This is a genomic window from Hymenobacter sp. BT730 (assembly GCF_030542105.1).
In the GTDB taxonomy this organism is placed as follows: domain Bacteria; phylum Bacteroidota; class Bacteroidia; order Cytophagales; family Hymenobacteraceae; genus Hymenobacter.
The window spans coordinates 1-16,852 of record NZ_JAUOFB010000001.1; the positions used below are offsets into that span (position 1 = coordinate 1).

The 16,852-nt window shown below is 54.5% G+C and carries 14 protein-coding genes; 3 read left to right on the forward strand and 11 right to left on the reverse strand.

Annotated features, from left to right (window positions below; all coding sequences use genetic code 11):
• Positions 1-3,300 (forward strand): T9SS type A sorting domain-containing protein (locus Q4G72_RS00005; RefSeq protein ID WP_303309384.1); only part of this gene is annotated, 3,300 nt, incomplete at its 5' end.
• Positions 3,301-3,363: 63 nt separating this feature from the next.
• Here Q4G72_RS00005 and sdaAA read toward each other — a convergent pair.
• Positions 3,364-4,269, reverse strand: a complete 906-nt coding sequence (sdaAA, locus tag Q4G72_RS00010; protein ID WP_303309385.1) for an L-serine ammonia-lyase, iron-sulfur-dependent, subunit alpha — start codon at positions 4,267-4,269, stop codon at positions 3,364-3,366.
• A gap of 154 nt (positions 4,270-4,423) precedes the next feature.
• On the reverse strand, positions 4,424-4,885 hold the full coding sequence (gene msrB / locus Q4G72_RS00015) for a peptide-methionine (R)-S-oxide reductase MsrB (RefSeq protein WP_303309386.1): 462 nt from the start codon (positions 4,883-4,885) through the stop codon (positions 4,424-4,426).
• A 111-nt stretch (positions 4,886-4,996) separates the two neighbouring features.
• On the opposite strand from msrB, the gene Q4G72_RS00020 reads away from it, so the two are divergent.
• Complete coding sequence (locus Q4G72_RS00020) at positions 4,997-6,514, forward strand: NAD(P)H-hydrate dehydratase (RefSeq protein WP_303309387.1); 1,518 nt, start codon at positions 4,997-4,999, stop codon at positions 6,512-6,514.
• Between the two features lie 3 nt (positions 6,515-6,517).
• Here Q4G72_RS00020 and Q4G72_RS00025 read toward each other — a convergent pair whose 3' ends face one another.
• From Q4G72_RS00025 to pafA, 4 genes are all read right to left on the reverse strand, one after another.
• On the reverse strand, positions 6,518-7,417 hold the full coding sequence (locus tag Q4G72_RS00025) for a UbiA prenyltransferase family protein (protein WP_303309388.1): 900 nt from the start codon (positions 7,415-7,417) through the stop codon (positions 6,518-6,520).
• Between the two features lie 76 nt (positions 7,418-7,493).
• Positions 7,494-8,177: a DUF6766 family protein gene (locus Q4G72_RS00030; RefSeq protein ID WP_303309389.1), complete on the reverse strand. Its 684-nt coding sequence runs from the start codon at positions 8,175-8,177 to the stop codon at positions 7,494-7,496.
• 129 nt (positions 8,178-8,306) lie between these two features.
• Positions 8,307-8,879 carry an inorganic diphosphatase gene (locus Q4G72_RS00035; protein WP_303309390.1) on the reverse strand — a complete coding sequence of 191 codons (573 nt, stop codon included), beginning with the start codon at positions 8,877-8,879 and terminating at the stop codon, positions 8,307-8,309.
• A 117-nt stretch (positions 8,880-8,996) separates the two neighbouring features.
• A complete protein-coding gene (pafA, locus tag Q4G72_RS00040; RefSeq protein WP_303309391.1) occupies positions 8,997-10,715 on the reverse strand; it encodes an alkaline phosphatase PafA in 1,719 nt (572 codons plus the stop codon).
• A 159-nt stretch (positions 10,716-10,874) separates the two neighbouring features.
• Between pafA and Q4G72_RS00045 the strand changes: the two genes are divergently transcribed.
• Positions 10,875-11,600 carry an HAD family hydrolase gene (locus Q4G72_RS00045; RefSeq protein ID WP_303309392.1) on the forward strand — a complete coding sequence of 242 codons (726 nt, stop codon included), beginning with the start codon at positions 10,875-10,877 and terminating at the stop codon, positions 11,598-11,600.
• A gap of 81 nt (positions 11,601-11,681) precedes the next feature.
• Here Q4G72_RS00045 and atpG read toward each other — a convergent pair whose 3' ends face one another.
• The 5 genes from atpG to Q4G72_RS00070 all read right to left on the reverse strand — a co-directional run bounded on the left by atpG (position 11,682) and on the right by Q4G72_RS00070 (position 16,707).
• Positions 11,682-12,572, reverse strand: coding sequence for an ATP synthase F1 subunit gamma (gene atpG, locus Q4G72_RS00050; protein WP_303309393.1), 891 nt, complete (start codon positions 12,570-12,572; stop codon positions 11,682-11,684).
• A 56-nt stretch (positions 12,573-12,628) separates the two neighbouring features.
• The gene (locus tag Q4G72_RS00055; RefSeq protein WP_303309394.1) at positions 12,629-13,816 is read right to left on the reverse strand and encodes a glycosyltransferase; all 1,188 of its coding nucleotides are present in this window, start codon (positions 13,814-13,816) and stop codon (positions 12,629-12,631) included.
• A gap of 157 nt (positions 13,817-13,973) precedes the next feature.
• Complete coding sequence (gene atpA / locus Q4G72_RS00060; RefSeq protein ID WP_303309395.1) at positions 13,974-15,557, reverse strand: F0F1 ATP synthase subunit alpha; 1,584 nt, start codon at positions 15,555-15,557, stop codon at positions 13,974-13,976.
• Between the two features lie 6 nt (positions 15,558-15,563).
• Entirely contained in the window at positions 15,564-16,124 is a 561-nt protein-coding gene (gene atpH, locus Q4G72_RS00065) for an ATP synthase F1 subunit delta (protein WP_303309396.1), read from the reverse strand.
• Between the two features lie 91 nt (positions 16,125-16,215).
• The gene (locus tag Q4G72_RS00070; protein WP_121236561.1) at positions 16,216-16,707 is read right to left on the reverse strand and encodes a F0F1 ATP synthase subunit B; all 492 of its coding nucleotides are present in this window, start codon (positions 16,705-16,707) and stop codon (positions 16,216-16,218) included.
• Positions 16,708-16,852: the final 145 nt, after the last annotated feature.

Sequence of the window (16,852 nt, forward strand, 5' to 3'; positions counted from 1 at the left end):
ACGGCCGGTGCCGGCTCGCACACTATTACCTACACGGCGAATGGCTGTTCCGCTTCGCAAGCTATTACAGTAAAAGCCCTACCCACGCTGGCTGCCTTTACGGCCGTTTGTGTGGATGCAGGACCTTTTGCCCTCACGGGTGGGGCACCCGTTGGTGGAGTTTATTCTGGTCCGGGCGTGACTACCCCAGCCCAGAATGGCACGGCGAACTATCAATTTAATCCCGCTACGGCCGGTGCCGGCTCGCACACTATTACCTACACGGCGAATGGCTGTTCCGCTTCGCAAGCTATTACAGTAAAAGCGCTGCCCACGCTGGCTGCCTTTACAGCCGTTTGTGTGGATGCAGCCGCTTTCAACCTGAGCGGTGGCCTTCCTACGGGCGGCGTCTATTCCGGTCCCGGCGTAACGCTGGTCAGTGGCACGACTTACCAGTTTAATCCAGCCACCGCTGGGACGGGGAACAAGACCATTACCTACACCGTCAATGGCTGCTCCGCTTCGCAAACCCTGACGGTAAAAGCCCTGCCCACACTGACAGCATTTAGCGACGTATGTGCTAATGCTAATGCCTTTGTTCTAACAGGTGGAGCCCCTACGGGTGGCGTCTATTCCGGCCCCGGTGTGACGCTGGTCAGTGGCACAACCTATCAATTTAACCCGGCTGCAGCTGGTTTCGGCACCTATACCATCACCTATACGGTGAATGGGTGTTCGGCTTCTCGCAGCATCAACGTAAAAGAAATTTCCTTAGCTGCGTTTAGTGATGTGTGCGCCAGTGCCTCAGCGTTTGTGCTGACGGGTGGAGCACCAACGGGTGGGGTATACTCGGGGCCCGGAGTCTCTTTGGTGGATGGTAAGTATCAGCTCAACCCAGCAGTGGGAGGAACTGGTAGCCGCACCATTACCTACACCGTCAATGGCTGCTCTGCCACACAGAACGTCAATGTTAAAGCTATTTCTCTCACGGCATTCGGTGATGTTTGCGCCAATGATGCTGCCTTTGATCTATCGGGTGGGGCTCCGGCCGGTGGGGTATACTCAGGAACCGGGGTTTCTTTGGTGGGGGGCAGTGGTAAGTACCGCTTCACTCCTTCCGTGGGTTCTGGTACCTATCTCATTACTTATAGCGTGAATGGCTGTTCCATCTCACAGAGCATTACGGTAAAACCAGTGCCCACACTGACGGCTTTTTCTCCCATTTGCCAGGGCACTTCCCGTATCCTTTCCGGTGGCGCTCCTACCGGCGGTATCTATAGCAGCCCCACGGCCGGGGCGGTAACGCAGCCATCGGCAGGAACCTATGTGTTTAATGCGGCTAAAACGCTGGGGGCCGGAACTTACCAAATCACCTACCAGGCACCTAATGGCTGCTCTGTTTCGCAGTCTATCACGGTAGTGGCTACTCCTACGCTGACTGCCTTCAATGATATGTGCCAGACGGCGGCGGCTATCACGCTTACCGGTGGTGCCCCTGCAGTGGGAGCTGATGGTATTAATGGTGTGTACTCCGGACCCGGGGTTTCGTTCTCCGGTGGCGTTTACCGCTTTACTCCATCAGCCGCTGGAGCAGGAACTCATACCATTTCCTATACTACCTCCTGCGGAGTGGCTTCTCGCCCCGTTACTGTTATTGCCACGCCTACGTTGGCTCCATTTGCAAAGCCCGTCTGCACTAATGGTACGCTGGCCCTCACGGGAGGAGCACCGGCAGGCGGCACCTGGTCAGGGCCGGGGGTTACGGGTTCTACCTTCAGCGCGGCAGCAGCTCTGCTGATTGGTCCCGGGCCATATATCATCACCTATACTACCGGCTGCGGAACTGCCTCCCAGCCCCTCACCGTAACCAACACCACTACCTGGACGGGCGCTGTATCCAACAACTGGTTTGATGCCAATAACTGGACGGCCTGCGTGCCTGATCCTACCATTAACGGTATTGTTCCGGTTCCCAGCGGCTCACGTCCCTACCCTGTTATCAGCGGGGCTACCGGTGAAGTTCTTACGCTTACGGTAAGCGGTAAATGGACGCTGCCCAGCGGCAACCTGGACCTATATGGTGATTTTGATACCAGTGGAGGCGGCACCTTTAAGCAGGATGCCGGTACTTTCACCCTTAAGGGTATAAACCAGGCTATTGCTGGAGCCACATTCTATAACCTCACCTCGGGTACAACGGGAATAAAGTCCCTCACCGGCAATGTGAGTGTAACGAACCTACTGAACATGCAGGCTGGTATTATGGAAACCTCCATGGGCTACATGGTAGACCTGGGTACCTCAGGGGGCATCAGCGAATCCGATGCCAGCTATGTGCTTGGGCGGGTAAGAGCCATTCGCACCGTTCCGCTTTCGGGTGTGCAGCCATTCGGCGGCATTGGTTTGTCGCTGGCAGTTAATTCCGGCCAGTCTACGGGGATTACTACCGTGATGCGGGTAACCGGGCCCAATACCGCTCAAACCGGATTGCCGGGCAGCACCAGCATTCTGCGCTACTTTGACGTTTCTGCTGCCGGGGTAAACTTAACCTCACCGCCACTGGACCTGACCGCTACGTTTGGCTATCGGGAAATGGAGCTGAATGGCATTACGGAAAGCAACCTGGCGCTTTTCCGGTCTACCAACAATGGAGCGAGTTGGGGTCAGGTGCGGGGCATTATCTCCGAATCGGCCAATAACTTCTCCGGTGCCCGGCTAACGAGCCTGGGCCGCCTCACCCTGGGTGACCGGGGCCTGCCGCTGCCTGTTTCGCTGATGTCTTTTGCGGCCAAGCGCCAGCAGCAGACCACGCTGCTGACCTGGAGCACAGCCAGTGAGAAAAACAATGAAGGCTTCTCGGTGGAAACCTCGCACAACGGGGTCAGCTTCCAGCCCATCGGCTTTGTGAAGTCTCTGGCTAGTAACTCACAAACGGTGCAGACCTATTCCTTTGTTGACCGCGCCAACCGGCCAGCCGGCGTACAATACTACCGTCTGCAACAGGTGGATCTGGATGGTAAAGCCGGCTATAGCCCCGTACAAACAGTGGTGGTACAGCCAGGAGGAACCCAAATGGCCGCGTACCCCAACCCCTTCCATGGTACGCTGTCTGTTGATGTGAGCCTGGTGGCCGCATCACCGGTTACCATTATCATGCACGATGCCTTGGGCCGGGAAGTGTACCGTACCACAACCAGAACCTTGCCGACGGGGATGCATACCCTGCAGGTTACGCCGGATAGCAAGGCGCAGGGCATGTATATGCTAAATATCAGTATTGGCAATGGCCCAACTCAGCATATTCGGGTAGTACAGCAGTAGCCCACTCATAAGTGCATTAAAAAGCCTCCTGCGTTATGCAGGAGGCTTTTTTTGTTGTTTAGCTTACTCCGTATCCTCGTCGGGCAGGATATTGACATCCTGCACCAGCACCATCTTTTCAATTTCCCGCCCCCGGGTAGTATTAGCCAGGCCGCCCAGGGCAGTTTCCTTATAGCGGGTTTCCATACTTTGGCCTACCTCACCTAATGCAGCCACGCACTGGTCTACCGGAATAACGGGGTCTACGCCCGCAATGGCTATTTGGGCCGAGGAGAAGGCAATAGCCGCAGCGGAGGCGTTGCGCACCACACAGGGCACTTCAACCAGCCCGGCTACCGGGTCGCAGACCAGGCCCAGCATACACTGAATGGTGACAGCCACTGCCGCAAAGGTGTAATCAATTGAGCCCCCTAAACAGTATACAATGGCTCCGCTGCCCATAGCTGCCGCCGAGCCGGTTTCGGCCTGGCAGCCCCCCACCGCTCCGGCCAAAGAAGCGTTTTGCTCAATGATGAGGGCAATACCGGCTGCCACCAACAAGCCTTCCAGAATCTTTCTGTCCTCGAGTTTGTGTAGATCCTGCAGGGTAACCAGCACACCAGGCAGAATGCCCGAGGCCCCGGCTGTGGGCGCGGCTACCACGCGGCCCATACAGGAATTCACTTCTTTAGCGCCCAATGCCCGCACTACCAGCTGCTTAAACTCCGGCGAGAGTACCGTAACAGGTGAAGCAGCTATCTTCTTTGCACCATTGTTGATCATACCTGAGCGGGAGGTCATGTCTCCGGTCAGGCCGGTATGCACGGCGTCGCGCATCACATCATAGGCGCGCTGTAATCCGTTCCATATTTCCTCCTCGGTACGCCCTTTCTGCTCTATTTCGTAGGTGAGCACAGGCTGATACAGGGGCTCACCGGTTTTAACGCAGTGGGCCTGCCAGGAAGCAAAATCAGTGAATAATAAAGACATGGGTGGGATAGTAAAGGTGGAAGGGCCATCCAGTAAACAGAGGCGCCCGGGTGGAGGTGCGAAAATCGTCATAATTTCCGGCAACCCACACGCACAAAGCCCCTATACGCCTGTACGACATATAGGGGCTTTATGCAGGTGCAAGGGAGCAGTATTATAGCGCAGGGGCGCCTTCACTGACCAGCTTAATAGCGGCCGAGTTGATACACAGGCGCAGGCCGCTGGGTGGGGGGCCATCAGGGAAAACATGGCCCTGGTGGGCATCACAGGTATTGCAGAGCACTTCTACCCGCGTCATGCCATAGCTGGTGTCCTTTTTATATTTCAGGGCATTTTCCTTCACAGGCTGTGTAAAGCTGGGCCAGCCAGTGCCCGACTCAAACTTGGTACGGGAGTCGTACAGGGGGGTGCCGCAACATACGCAGGCATAGAGGCCTGCCTCGTGGGCTTCGCAGTACTCGCCGGCAAAGGCACGCTCGGTACCATGCTGGCGCGTAATGTAGTATTGCTCGGGTGTTAGCTGGGCTTTCCACTCAGCATCCGTTTTCTCTACGCGCTTATCGGGGGCCGGGCTGCCGTGGTTGGCCAGCCGGATGACGTCGTTCCAGGTTTGCATAGCGGGCACTTCAGAATTTTAGAATACAAATAACAGATACCAGGCAAACGCCCAAAGCCCACCCGATGTTTTCAGCCCTCCCTAATTGCCCGCCATACGTAGAGTTTAGCTATGAAACTTCTCTCCGCTCACCAGATTCGCCAGGCTGATAAGGCTACTATTCAGGCCGAAGGAATTCGCTCCGAAGATCTGATGGAGCGGGCTGCTACCGGCTTTGCGCAGTGGCTGATGCCACGGCTGCCGCTACGAGCTCCGGCCCGGGAAATCCATGTGTTCTGCGGCCCCGGCAACAATGGCGGCGACGGGCTGGCCGCCGCCCGCCTGCTGCACCAGGCGGGCTACCCCATGCAGGTATGGCTATTGCCTGCCGACCAGCACTCCCCTGATTTCATCCTGAACCGGCAGCGCTTACCGGCTGATGTTTCTTGTCAGGAGCTTCAACCATCTGCACTTCCCAGCCTGCCCGCCACCGCCGTGGCCATAGACGCCCTATTCGGCACGGGACTGAGCCGGCCGCTGGAAAGCATGGCCGCCACGGTAGTGCATCACCTCAACCAGGCAGCTACTACGGTTATTGCCATTGATATTCCTTCCGGGTTGTTGGTTGATGCACCGCAGCCTGCCGAAAGTCCGATAGTAAAAGCTACGCATACTGTCAGCTTTGAGCTACCGAAACTGGCGTTTCTGCTGCCCCATAATGCCCTGTATGTGGGCGAATGGCACGTGCTGCCCATTGGGCTTGATGCCAGGGTTATCCACAATTTACCTGTGGATAACTACTTTGTAGACGCTTTAATGTTGATGAACCGGCTACCCCGCCGACAAAAGTTCGCGCACAAGGGCACTTATGGCCATGCGCTGCTCCTGGTGGGTAGCTATGGAAAGATAGGAGCGGGAGTACTGGCCGCCCGGGCTTGTCTGCAAAGTGGCGTGGGCCTGCTTACGGTTAGTATCCCGGAAGCAGGGTACTCCATCCTGCAAACTGCTGTGCCGGAAGCCATGGCCCTGCCCGATTCGCAGCCGCATCACCTCTGTAACCTTCCTGACCTGAAGTCCTACTCTGCCATCGGCATTGGTCCGGGCCTGGGGCAGCACGATGACACCCGCGCCTTGCTGGAAGAATTGCTGTGCACCAGCAAAGCCTCTTTAGTGCTGGATGCCGATGCCCTGAATTTGATGGGTGCCAACCGCCCACTACTGGATTTACTACCACCTGACTCTATCCTGACGCCACACCCCAAGGAGTTTGAGCGCCTGACAGAACCGGCCCGCGACGACTACCACCGCCTGGAATTACTTCGCGACTTTTGCCGGCAGTACCGTTGCTATACCGTGCTGAAAGGAGCTTATACCTGCACGGGCACCCCCGCCGGCCAGCTATACTTTAACAGTACCGGCAACCCCGGTATGGCCACTGGCGGTAGCGGCGACGTGCTGACCGGGGTGCTCACCGCCTTACGCGCGCAGGGTCTGGCACCGCTGGATGCCTGCCTGGCCGGCGTATATGCCCACGGACGCGCTGGCGACCTGGCGGCACTGCAAACCGGGGAAATGGGCCTTACGGCCGGAGAGCTGGCCACCCAGCTCGGCCCGGCCCTGCGGGAGTTGACGCCACCCCATGCCTTATAGCCTCTAGTAGGCTGCCCAGTACACGGCCAGAAACTGGAGCAGCATCACCCCATCGGCCAGCAAAGCAAAGTAATAGTCAGAGCGGGATTCATTGGCCTGCCAGATAACACCAGCCGTCAGGAGCAAGGGCAGCGTGAGCACCCATACATGCTGATTGGTGGCGCCCGGTGGTACCAGCACTGCCGAAATACCTAGCGCACCTAAAGCCAACAGTTTAGCAGCGCGCACGCCAAAAAGCCCCGGGAAAGTACGGGTACCGCTGAGCCGGTCTTTAGTATAATCCCGAATATCGAAAACAAAGGTCAACGACAGGATAAAGAAGAACCGCCGGGCAAACAACACCAGCACCACGGGAGAAAACAGCGGCTGGTGTAGCTGTAGTGCTGGTAGCCACACCGTAATGGCCGACCAGACGTACGCAATGAGAAAGCCTTTGAGCAGGGGCACGTCGCGCAGGCTGCGTTGCTGGCCCTGATGACGCAGCACCGGTAGTGAGTATAGTACCGAAATAAGGGCAAGGTGCCCCAGAAAAGGCGTGAGGTGCAGCCAGCCATCAAAGAGAAAAACCCACCCGGCTATGCCCAGGCTGACAATGGCTACGCCCAGCAGCGCCCGCCGATGCTGGAGCATCCAGCGCTTGCGGGCCGAGAGCAACTCCGGCTGCGTATATTTATAAGGCAACACACTGTCCAGGTTATATAAAAACAGGGTGGCCGTAAATATCAGCAAAGCCAGCCGCAGGGGCATAGGTTGCTGCCAGAACAGAAACGTAGCGGCAGTGAGCCCCGCCGCGGCCGCGGCCACTAGCAGGCTGCTGTAGAGAATGGCATTCAATACCCCCAGAAGCCCTTCTGCCAGTTGCGCCGCTACGCCTGCCGAGGCAGTATGGGGAGAAGGGCACATGGCGAGAGAAAGCAGAGGTTGTACAGCACTTCAGAGATGCGCCGTAAAGATACGTTGGCCGGCTGCTTTCTGACCCTTATTCGCCAGTTTCGTCGTTGGGAGCATCTACGGGCTTAGACTCCGGTGAGCCCTGCTGCCGCAGATAAATAGAAAGTCCCACAATAGAGACAATAGACAGGAACTCACTCTGCCAGTTCTGGAAAGACTCAAACCAGAAGCGGGAAGTGGCCATGTAGCCCCACACGGTAACCAGGGGTTCCTGCTTATGCATCTGCTCCATATTATATACCTCAGCCCCACCTTTGGCGTGCAGCCAAAGGGAGGCCAGGAACAGCAAGGTGAAGGCAATACTAAGCGAGTTTTTATAAAGTGTCAGCCATAAGCCGCCCCAACGAACGGGGGCGGGGGCTCCTTTGCGGCTGGGATTAGGTTTTCGGTCTACTTCCTCTTCCTCGTAGAGCTTTTTAGACTCAGAGGAGCCTTTCTGGCGCAGGCCTATGGTGAGCAGCACATAAAGAGCCATTTGCAGAAACTCGCTTTCCCAGTTCTCGAAGGTGGCCTCCACAAAATGGCCGGAGGTAAGATATTGGGCAAAGGAAAGGGAGGAGCGGCCTAGCTCCTGCAGCTCATCATTATACTCGTACCATCCGGTAATACTCTGACCAATTAAGGTGAGAACAACCAATAGCCCGCCTACCAGCAACAGGCCGTTTTCATAGAGAAACCGCCGTAGCGGTGACGATGGGGGATTTTTGCGCATAAACGCCCTACGTAAATTCGCTCAAAAAGTCACTTTAATTCACGGCGTCAACAAAAAACACCTGACTACTTCCGCCAGGGAAGCAACCAGGTGTTTGGGTAAACAAATGCTAAGCAGCGGGAACCTGCCTTACGACTGCAGGCTGGCCGACTGCTCGGCATGCTTCTGACCGAACGTTTCGTTGTAGAGCTGAATGCTCTTCTCCACAATGTGGTAGGCATCTTCGCGGCCCATAAAACGCTCTACGCTCACGTGCTTATGCTCCAGGGCTTTATAGTCCTCAAAGAAGCGCTGCATCTCCAGCAGGGTGTGTGGGGGCAGATCGGCAATATCGTTGTAGTGGTTTACCGATACATCGTGGGCAGCTACGGCAATGATTTTGTCGTCTTCCTCGTCGCCATCAATCATCTGCATCACCCCAATTACTTTGGCTTCTACCAAGCACATGGGTACAATGTCTACCGAGCAAAGCACCAGAATATCCAGCGGGTCTTTATCGTCGCAATAAGTGCGGGGAATAAAGCCATAGGCTGCTGGGTAGTGCACGGCCGAGAACAGCACCCGGTCCAGCTTGAGCAGGCCGCTGTCTTTATCCAGCTCGTATTTACCTTTTGAGCCTTTGGGAATTTCAATAATGCCGTTCACAACCTGCGGGGCATTGTCGCCAAGGGCTACGTCGTGCCAAGGGTTAAAATGAGTCATTTTTAAGTAGCAGTTAGCTAGCAGCGCAAAGCGGGGTAGCCGTATGAAAGAGAAACTGTGTTTTTACAAGTATTTGGCAGTAGACTGACCAGTAACTGCTGGTAGCTCCTCCCGGTTTTAGCGGCCCAGTACTTCCTGCAGCGGTTGGCCGGTGCAGCCGTTGGGCTCCTGAATATGCAGCCAGCGCGCCACGGTGGGGGCAATGTCCGTGATATGCGCTGTGGAGTTTGATTCCCCGTGCTTTACGTGCCAGCCCCAGAAAAGTAACGGCACGTGCGTATCATATGTACCCGAGGAGCCGTGCGTGGTGCCTTTATTAACGGGATAAGTATACGACTCCAGCCAGCCCGGCGCCAAAACTACCAATACATCCCCGCTTCGCTTGGGGAAAAAGCCGTTTTCCAGGTACATCGGCAGGCCGGTTTCCCAGTGCGACTGCTGAATATCGGGCGCCGTGTAGGTGCGGGCTACGCCCGTCATGCCTAGCATCACCTCGGCCACTTCGTGCTGCATCTGATTTAAGTCTAGCTTCTTTTGCTCCAGCAGGGGCCGGTTGAGGTATATCTGCTGGTTCTCGAAGCTGAGGACCCATTTGCCGGCTCCATGCCGGCGCACCATCTCCCGCTGCACGGAGTCGCGCATGAGGGCGGAGCCTACGTTCCCGGCTGGAATGCCTTTATCCTTTAAGAAGTCGGGCGCATGCGCGGCGCCGTGGTCGGCTGAAAGAAACACCAGTACCTGGCCTTTTCCCACGTTCTCATCGAGGTAGCGTAATAGGCGCTCCAAGTCCTGATCCAGGCGCAGGTAGGTATCTTCTACTTCAATGGCATTGGGCCCAAACTGATGCCCCAGGTAATCGGTGCTGGAAAAGCTCAGCGCCAGAAAATCAGTGACGTCGCGCTGGCCCAGCTGCTCGTTACGGATGGCTTCCAAGGCAAAATCCAGCGTGAGCGAGTTGCCAAAAGGGGTGGAACGAATCAAGTCCAGGTTCTGAGAGGTGGCAACTGGTGCCTTCTCCCCTTCGGCTTTCAGCGCATCCTTCACGGCGGCCGGCGCCCCGGCACTTAGCAGCGGCAGGTTATGCGGAAATACGGGCTTTTCCTCCCCTTTATAAGCCGATTCCCACGGCACGTCATCCGCGGTGCTTTCGGTGTATTCCGTGATAGGTAGCAGGGTTTCCCAGGGCTTGCTCAGGTATTGAGCGGCTTTCTGCTGACTGTTGAAGGTGGCCACCCAGCCCGGTAGCGTATTCTGATAGTAAGAGCTACTGATAAAAGCGCCATTGCTGCCATCGTACCAGTAGGCGGCGTTGGCGGCGTGGCCGGCCGGCAAGATGGAGCCCCGGTCCTTTATGCACACGCCGATGACTTTGCTCTGGAAATTGGTAGCCAGGCGCAGCTCATCGGTAATGGTGCTGGTAAGCATGTAGTGCGGCGACTGTTGCCCGGCTAAGGCTGTGCCGCCCACCGGCTTCACCGATTTATCTTCCGTCACATACGTGCCCCGGCCTTCTTCCCGCACATACCAGTTGTTGCCCACAATGCCGTGCACTGAGGGCGTAGTACCGGTATAAATGCTGGCGTGGCCGGGCCCGGTGTAGGTGGGCACGTAGTTATAATGCGTGTTTTCGTAGCTGAAGCCCTGGCTCAACAGGCGCTTAAAGCCGCCGCTACCATACTTGTTCCAGTAGCGGTATAGGTAATCGTAGCGCATCTGGTCTACCACAATGCCCACTACCAGCTTTGGCCGCTCCAGCGTTGGCGTCTTACTTTTCTTCTGGGCAACTGCGGGCAGCCACACTAGGGCAGCTACCAGCCACAACAGGCTCTTTTTCAAATGGAAAGACTATTAAGCACCGCATCTGCTTTCAGGAAACTTCCTAAAGCGGCTGCAAAGATAACCGCTCCTCCGTGGAGTTCCGCTGCTGGCAGCTAAATCGGGCCGGCTTGCGTAGGCACTACCGGTTATTTCTTTATTACCTCAATTGATTTCTTCATGTCTGATTCCGCTACCTATGCTCTCATCTTCGATATGGATGGGGTACTCATTGATAACACCCCCACGCAGGCCCGCGCCTTTCAGCTGCTCTTCCGTGACCTGGGTCTGACTACAAACGCCCGCCGCCTGCTACGGCGCCTGAACGGCATGCCCGCCAGTAAAATTCTCGAAACTGTCTTCAATACCCCGGTCCCCAAAAAGCAGCTGGAAGAATACGCCTCGCAGCGTGAGTTCCTGTACCGCACCTTGTACTGGAACAAACGCAAACCGCTGCCTGGCCTCGTTTCCTTTCTCGAAAAGGTCCGCGCCGCTGGCTTCAAAATCGGACTGGGCACCGGTTCCGCTACGGAAACCATCCATTACATCATCGACCACCTCGACTTGCGCCGCTATTTTGATGTCATCATCGGGAAAGATGATGTGGAAAATGGCAAGCCTCACGCCGATACCTACACCGTAACGGCCCGCAAGCTAGGCGTGCCGCCGGAGCGCTGCATTGTGTTTGAAGATGCTATTCTGGGTGAGCAGGCGGCCTATAAAGCCGGTATGCGCTGTATCGGCGTAGCCACCACACTGAAGCCGACTGAATTTCAAGCCCCACTCACGGTTATCAAGGACTTCACCGAAATCAGTCCCGCGCAGGTGCTACAGCTCCTGAAAAAGCAACCTAATGCCCCCAAACCTGATGCGCAGCTGGCCAAGAGACAATACATGAAGCTGTAGCGCAATAGGCTAGGCTTTGAAAAATAAAAGGTCCGTTTCCAGCTGGAAACGGACCTTTTCAATTCGTAATAAGCAGAGACCTTACCGGCTGGCAGCCAGGGCTTCGGCACCACCTACGATTTCGAGAATCTCGGTCGTGATGGCCGCCTGACGCGTACGGTTGTACGTTAGCTTCAGCTGTTTCAGCAGTTCACCGGCGTTGTCGGTGGCTTTGTCCATGGCCGTCATACGGGCGCCGTGCTCCGAGGCGTTGCTTTCCAGTACAGCCTTGTACAGCTGTACTTTCAATGACTGAGGAATCAGCGTCTGGATAATCTCTTCTTTCGAAGGCTCGAAGATGTAATCTACGTTCATCGTTTCCGTAGCACCCTGGGGCAGCTCGGCGGGCACCAGCGGTAACAGTTGCTGCGTGCGTACGATTTGCGTAGCGACGTTCTTGAACTCATTATAGACCATCACCACTTCGTCGAACTGACCCGTGCGGAAACCTTCCATAGCCTGCTCAGCTGCCACGCGCACCGTGTCAAAAGACAGCTTGGTGAACACGTGGTTATAGTCGCCCAGCAGAGGACCACGCTTCCCGAAGTAGTCGTGGGCCTTCTTGCCGATAGCCAGAACGTTGATGTTTCCAGCAGCAGCTTGTGCCGCGTAACGCTCCTGCACCAGTGCATTCACCCCTTTGAAGATGTTGCTGTTGAAAGCACCAGCCAACCCGCGGTCTGAGGTAACCGCAATGATCAGCACGCGGCGCACTTCGCGCTGCACTGCATACTCGCTTACAATTTCGCCACCGGCCAGCCCCGTGAGGTTGCTCAGAATGCTGTTCAGCCGCTGGGCGTAAGGGCGCATGCGCAGGATGTTGTCCTGGGCGCGACGCAACTTAGCCGCTGCCACCATTTTCATGGCTTTGGTGATTTGCTGCGTGCTGCTCACCGACTGAATTCGATTACGGACTTCTTTTAAGCTAGCCATTAAGCTACAATGTCAAAATGTGAGAGACTTTTCAACGAAGGTTTAATATAATAAGTTTATAAAACAGCGTCCGTATAAAACTTTTTCATTCTTTTTACATATACCTCACATCCAAAATTATTTATTGCGTATTCTCGTATTTTTTCCGGCTCGTAACAATATTTTTGATTCATTATATCAAAAATAGCCAAAGCCATCTGATGGGGATTTCTTAAAGGAACAACAACTCCCGTATCAGCAGTAATTGAATCTTCAATTCCGCCACATGCCGTAGTTACAACGGGTACTCCTGACATCATTGCTTCTCTTGCCGCATTGCCATATGTTTCGGCTATACTAGTAGAGGCAAAAACAGAAATGTTATTATAGAATTCGGGCATCATTTCCTTATCTACTTTCGGCAAGAAAGTACCTAAATGCCAAACACCTAATTCCTTAGCATAATTTTCAAATTTACTAGTATTAGCTTTTGATATATCACTAAAAGAATCATTGCCAATCATAATATATCGAAAATCCTTAGTCATTTTGCTCAATTCGAGCATTGATTTCAGAAAAGTTCTATAATCTTTTATTGGATCCGGGTAAGTGACTGTTGCTACTGTAAATATTTCCGGTTTATGAGTATTTATATTGTAAACCTGCTCATTTACAGCATTCCACAAAGTAATTGGCTCGCAACTAGGTACATGCATAAGCACCATTCTCTTTTGATGCTCACTTACTACTCCAATTGATTTAGCGTTCTTATATGCTTGGAGCACTCTTTTGCCTTCAGCATGATCAATTCTATGGGGCAAGAATGTATTATGCTCAACAATAACGTATGGAATGCCTAATACATTGGAAAATAATTCCGCGTATATAGCGCCATTGGGAAATGACAACCCATGAATCAGGTCGGGCTTCCACTCTTTAAAAATCACTGGCTTAACTTTTTTCAAAGCAAACCCAATCATTTTATTTGTTATGAAAGCGGGAATACGCCCATAAACTGGGAAGTTGATGGTTAATGCAAGCGGATCTTGCACTAAGGTCTTATTATCAATTATTGTTGATGGATTAAGTAAAAATTTAATCCAACGAAAGACCAGATTAAAAATATTTACATATAAATAATCCGGCTTTACAACTAGATAATCGAAACCATTTTCTTTTAATATTTGAGCTCTTTCACGAAAAAAATTCCCCAAGAAAGGGTTCTTCTTATGCGGATACCATGAGGCCACCAATAATATTTTCATTATGGCTACTGTTTTGATGAAACATGTATAATGAATATATAAAAGGTTAGATAAAGGCAAAGAAGCTTTTTAAGGACAGTGCTAAAATATTTAAGATTCAGCAGGGTGTTAATATTTAACTAACGCCCTACTGAATCTTAAAGAAGCAATCATCTAATTACTTATTGGCGTATACCGCTGACAGGTCTTTGGCAACCTGACGGATAGCACCGGTGATGGAATCGTCCAGCTTACCAGCCTTCAGTCCTTGCAGAGCTTCCGGGTGGCGTGAGGTCATCACCTGCACAAACTCCTTCTCAAACTCGCGCACCTTGTTTACCGGTACTAAGTCGAGCAGGCCGTTGGTAGCGGCGTAGATAACGGCCACCTGATCTTCTACCCGCTGGGGCGAAAACTGGGGCTGCTTCAGGATTTCGAGGTTACGACGGCCACGCTCAATGGTGAGCTTGGTCGAGGCATCGAGGTCGGAGCCAAACTTGGCGAAGGCTTCCAGTTCACGGAACTGCGCCTGGTCCAGCTTCAGCGTACCAGCCACCTTCTTCATCGACTTGATCTGCGCGTTACCACCTACGCGGGATACCGAGATACCTACGTTGATAGCAGGGCGGATACCGGCGTTGAACAGGTTGGTTTCGAGGAAGATCTGACCGTCCGTAATCGAAATTACGTTCGTGGGGATATACGCCGATACGTCACCTGCTTGGGTCTCGATGATGGGCAGAGCCGTCAGCGAACCACCACCTTTCACCAGCGGCTTGATGCTGTCGGGCAGGTCGTTCATGCTGCGAGCAATTTCGTCCGAAGAGTTGATCTTCGCGGCGCGCTCCAACAGGCGGCTGTGCAGATAGAATACGTCACCGGGGTAAGCTTCGCGTCCGGGAGGACGACGCAGCAGCAGCGACACCTCGCGGTAAGCAACTGCCTGCTTCGACAAGTCATCGTATACCACCAGAGCCGGACGACCCGTGTCGCGGAAGTACTCGCCGATGGCGGCACCCGTGAAGGGCGCAAAGAACTGCATAGGAGCCGGATCAGCAGCCGAAGCCGAAACAACCACGGTGTAATCCATGGCGCCGCCGCGCTGCAGCGAGTTTACGATCTGGGCTACCGTAGAGGCTTTCTGACCTACGGCAACGTAGATGCAGAATACCGGCTCGCCGCGGTCGTAGAACTCACGCTGGTTCAGGATGGTATCCAGAGCTACCGTCGACTTACCCGTCTGACGGTCACCGATGATCAGCTCGCGCTGGCCACGGCCAATCGGAATCATGGCGTCAATAGCCTTGATACCCGTCTGCATGGGCTCATTTACCGGCTGACGGAAGATAACACCGGGGGCTTTACGCTCCAGTGGCATATCGTACGTCTGGCCCTGGATGGGGCCGCGGCCGTCGATAGGCAGGCCCAGCGTGTTTACCACGCGGCCTACGATACCTTCGCCTACCTGAATAGAGGCAATTTTATTGGTGCGGCGCACAGTGGCTCCTTCCCGGATTTCGCTGTAGTCGCCGAGCATTACGGCACCTACGTTGTCTTCTTCCAGGTTGAGAACCAAGGCCTGCAGGCCGTTTTCAAACTCGAGCAATTCCCCCGACTGGGCTTTGCCCAGGCCGTAGATGCGGGCTACACCGTCGCCAACCTGCAGTACCGTACCAACCTCTTCGAGTTCGGCTTCGGTTTTGAAGTTGGACAGCTGCTCCCGCAGAATGGCGGATACTTCATCCGGACGTACTTCTGCCATGGTGGGTTATAGTTGGGGTTGGTAGGGGTTCTTAGAGAATTCGCTGCGCAGCTTGCGCAGGCGGTGACGAACCGAGTCGTCGATCTGCCGGTCGCCCACGCGCAGCACAAAGCCGCCAATGAGGGAAGCATCGATTTTCTCGGTGAGTTCGACCTGCTGGAGGCCGGCTTGCTGGCGAACCAGCTGTTCCACTTCAGCGCGCAGCGCGGGCGTGAGCGGGGTGGCCGTAATAACCTCGGCTACCTGCACACCACGCAGCAGATTGTATTGGCTGCGAAACTCGGAGCCAATAAATTCCAGTGCGCTTTCGCGGTTTTTCTGGGTAACGATGGTGAGGAACTTCTCAGTCAGTTCCGACACCTTGCCCCCAAATATGGCCCGCAGAATAGCGAGCTTCTTGTCGTGCTTGACGATGGGGTTACGCAGCAACAGGCGCAGGTCACGGTTCTCTTCCAGCGTTTTGCTGAACAGATCCATGTCCTCTTTCACCTGGGGCAGCGTCCCCCGCTCCTCCGCCAGATCTAGCAGCGACTTAGCGTAACGGGAGGCAACTCGTTGTTCAGACATACTAATTAGGAGTTAGGAGCTGGGAGTTAGGAGGTGGGAGCTATTGGTCGGGTGACCAGTTGTTAGCGCCTATCTGCTAGCTCCTGACTTCTTAGTTCAGTTTTACTTCCTTCAGGTACGAGTCCACCAGCTGGGTTTGTGCCGAGGCATCCGTCAGCTCGCGGCGCAGAATGCGCTCCGCAATATCAATGGAGAGTTGCGCAGCCGTGTTTTTCACTTCGGCCAGAGCAGCATTCTTCTCATTCTGGATGGCTTCGCGGGCTTGCGAAATCAGGCGCTGGCCTTCTTCCGAAGCTTTGGTTTTGGCATCTTCAATTTGCTGGGTAGCAATGGCTGATGCCTCCTTCAGAATGTTGTCGCGCTCCAGGCGCGCTTCGGCTAGCAGCTTTTCGTTGCCGGCTTTCAGCAGCTGCATTTCCAGCTTGGCCTGGTCGGCCATGCGCAGAGCACCTTCGATGGAGTTTTCCCGCTCCTTCAGCGAGCTGAGGATAGGCTTCCAGGCGAATTTGGTGAGCAGGAAGAGAAGGATCAGGAAGATGACCAGCTGCCAAAACAGCAGGCCAATACTAGGGTTGGTAAGCATGGATGCTCAGCTAAATCGGTGAATAATCGGCCGTGAACTCCAGGGGTTGAATTACCGGAGAATCCGGCCGCCACAACCCAAAGAAAACGCAAACCCGACGAACCGGCCGGACTAGAAACTAGCCCGGCCGGTGTATCGGGTTTTG

Excerpts from the sequence above, each read along its gene's own strand:
- sdaAA (WP_303309385.1), bottom strand. The coding sequence starts at position 4,269 with ATGTCTTTATTATTCACTGATTTTGCTTCCTGGCAGGCCCACTGCGTT.
- msrB (WP_303309386.1), bottom strand. The coding sequence starts at position 4,885 with ATGCAAACCTGGAACGACGTCATCCGGCTGGCCAACCACGGCAGCCCG.
- Q4G72_RS00020 (WP_303309387.1), top strand. The coding sequence starts at position 4,997 with ATGAAACTTCTCTCCGCTCACCAGATTCGCCAGGCTGATAAGGCTACT.
- Q4G72_RS00025 (WP_303309388.1), bottom strand. The coding sequence starts at position 7,417 with ATGTGCCCTTCTCCCCATACTGCCTCGGCAGGCGTAGCGGCGCAACTG.
- Q4G72_RS00030 (WP_303309389.1), bottom strand. The coding sequence starts at position 8,177 with ATGCGCAAAAATCCCCCATCGTCACCGCTACGGCGGTTTCTCTATGAA.
- Q4G72_RS00035 (WP_303309390.1), bottom strand. The coding sequence starts at position 8,879 with ATGACTCATTTTAACCCTTGGCACGACGTAGCCCTTGGCGACAATGCC.
- Q4G72_RS00045 (WP_303309392.1), top strand. The coding sequence starts at position 10,875 with ATGTCTGATTCCGCTACCTATGCTCTCATCTTCGATATGGATGGGGTA.
- atpG (WP_303309393.1), bottom strand. The coding sequence starts at position 12,572 with ATGGCTAGCTTAAAAGAAGTCCGTAATCGAATTCAGTCGGTGAGCAGC.
- Q4G72_RS00055 (WP_303309394.1), bottom strand. The coding sequence starts at position 13,816 with ATGAAAATATTATTGGTGGCCTCATGGTATCCGCATAAGAAGAACCCT.
- atpA (WP_303309395.1), bottom strand. The coding sequence starts at position 15,557 with ATGGCAGAAGTACGTCCGGATGAAGTATCCGCCATTCTGCGGGAGCAG.
- atpH (WP_303309396.1), bottom strand. The coding sequence starts at position 16,124 with ATGTCTGAACAACGAGTTGCCTCCCGTTACGCTAAGTCGCTGCTAGAT.
- Q4G72_RS00070 (WP_121236561.1), bottom strand. The coding sequence starts at position 16,707 with ATGCTTACCAACCCTAGTATTGGCCTGCTGTTTTGGCAGCTGGTCATC.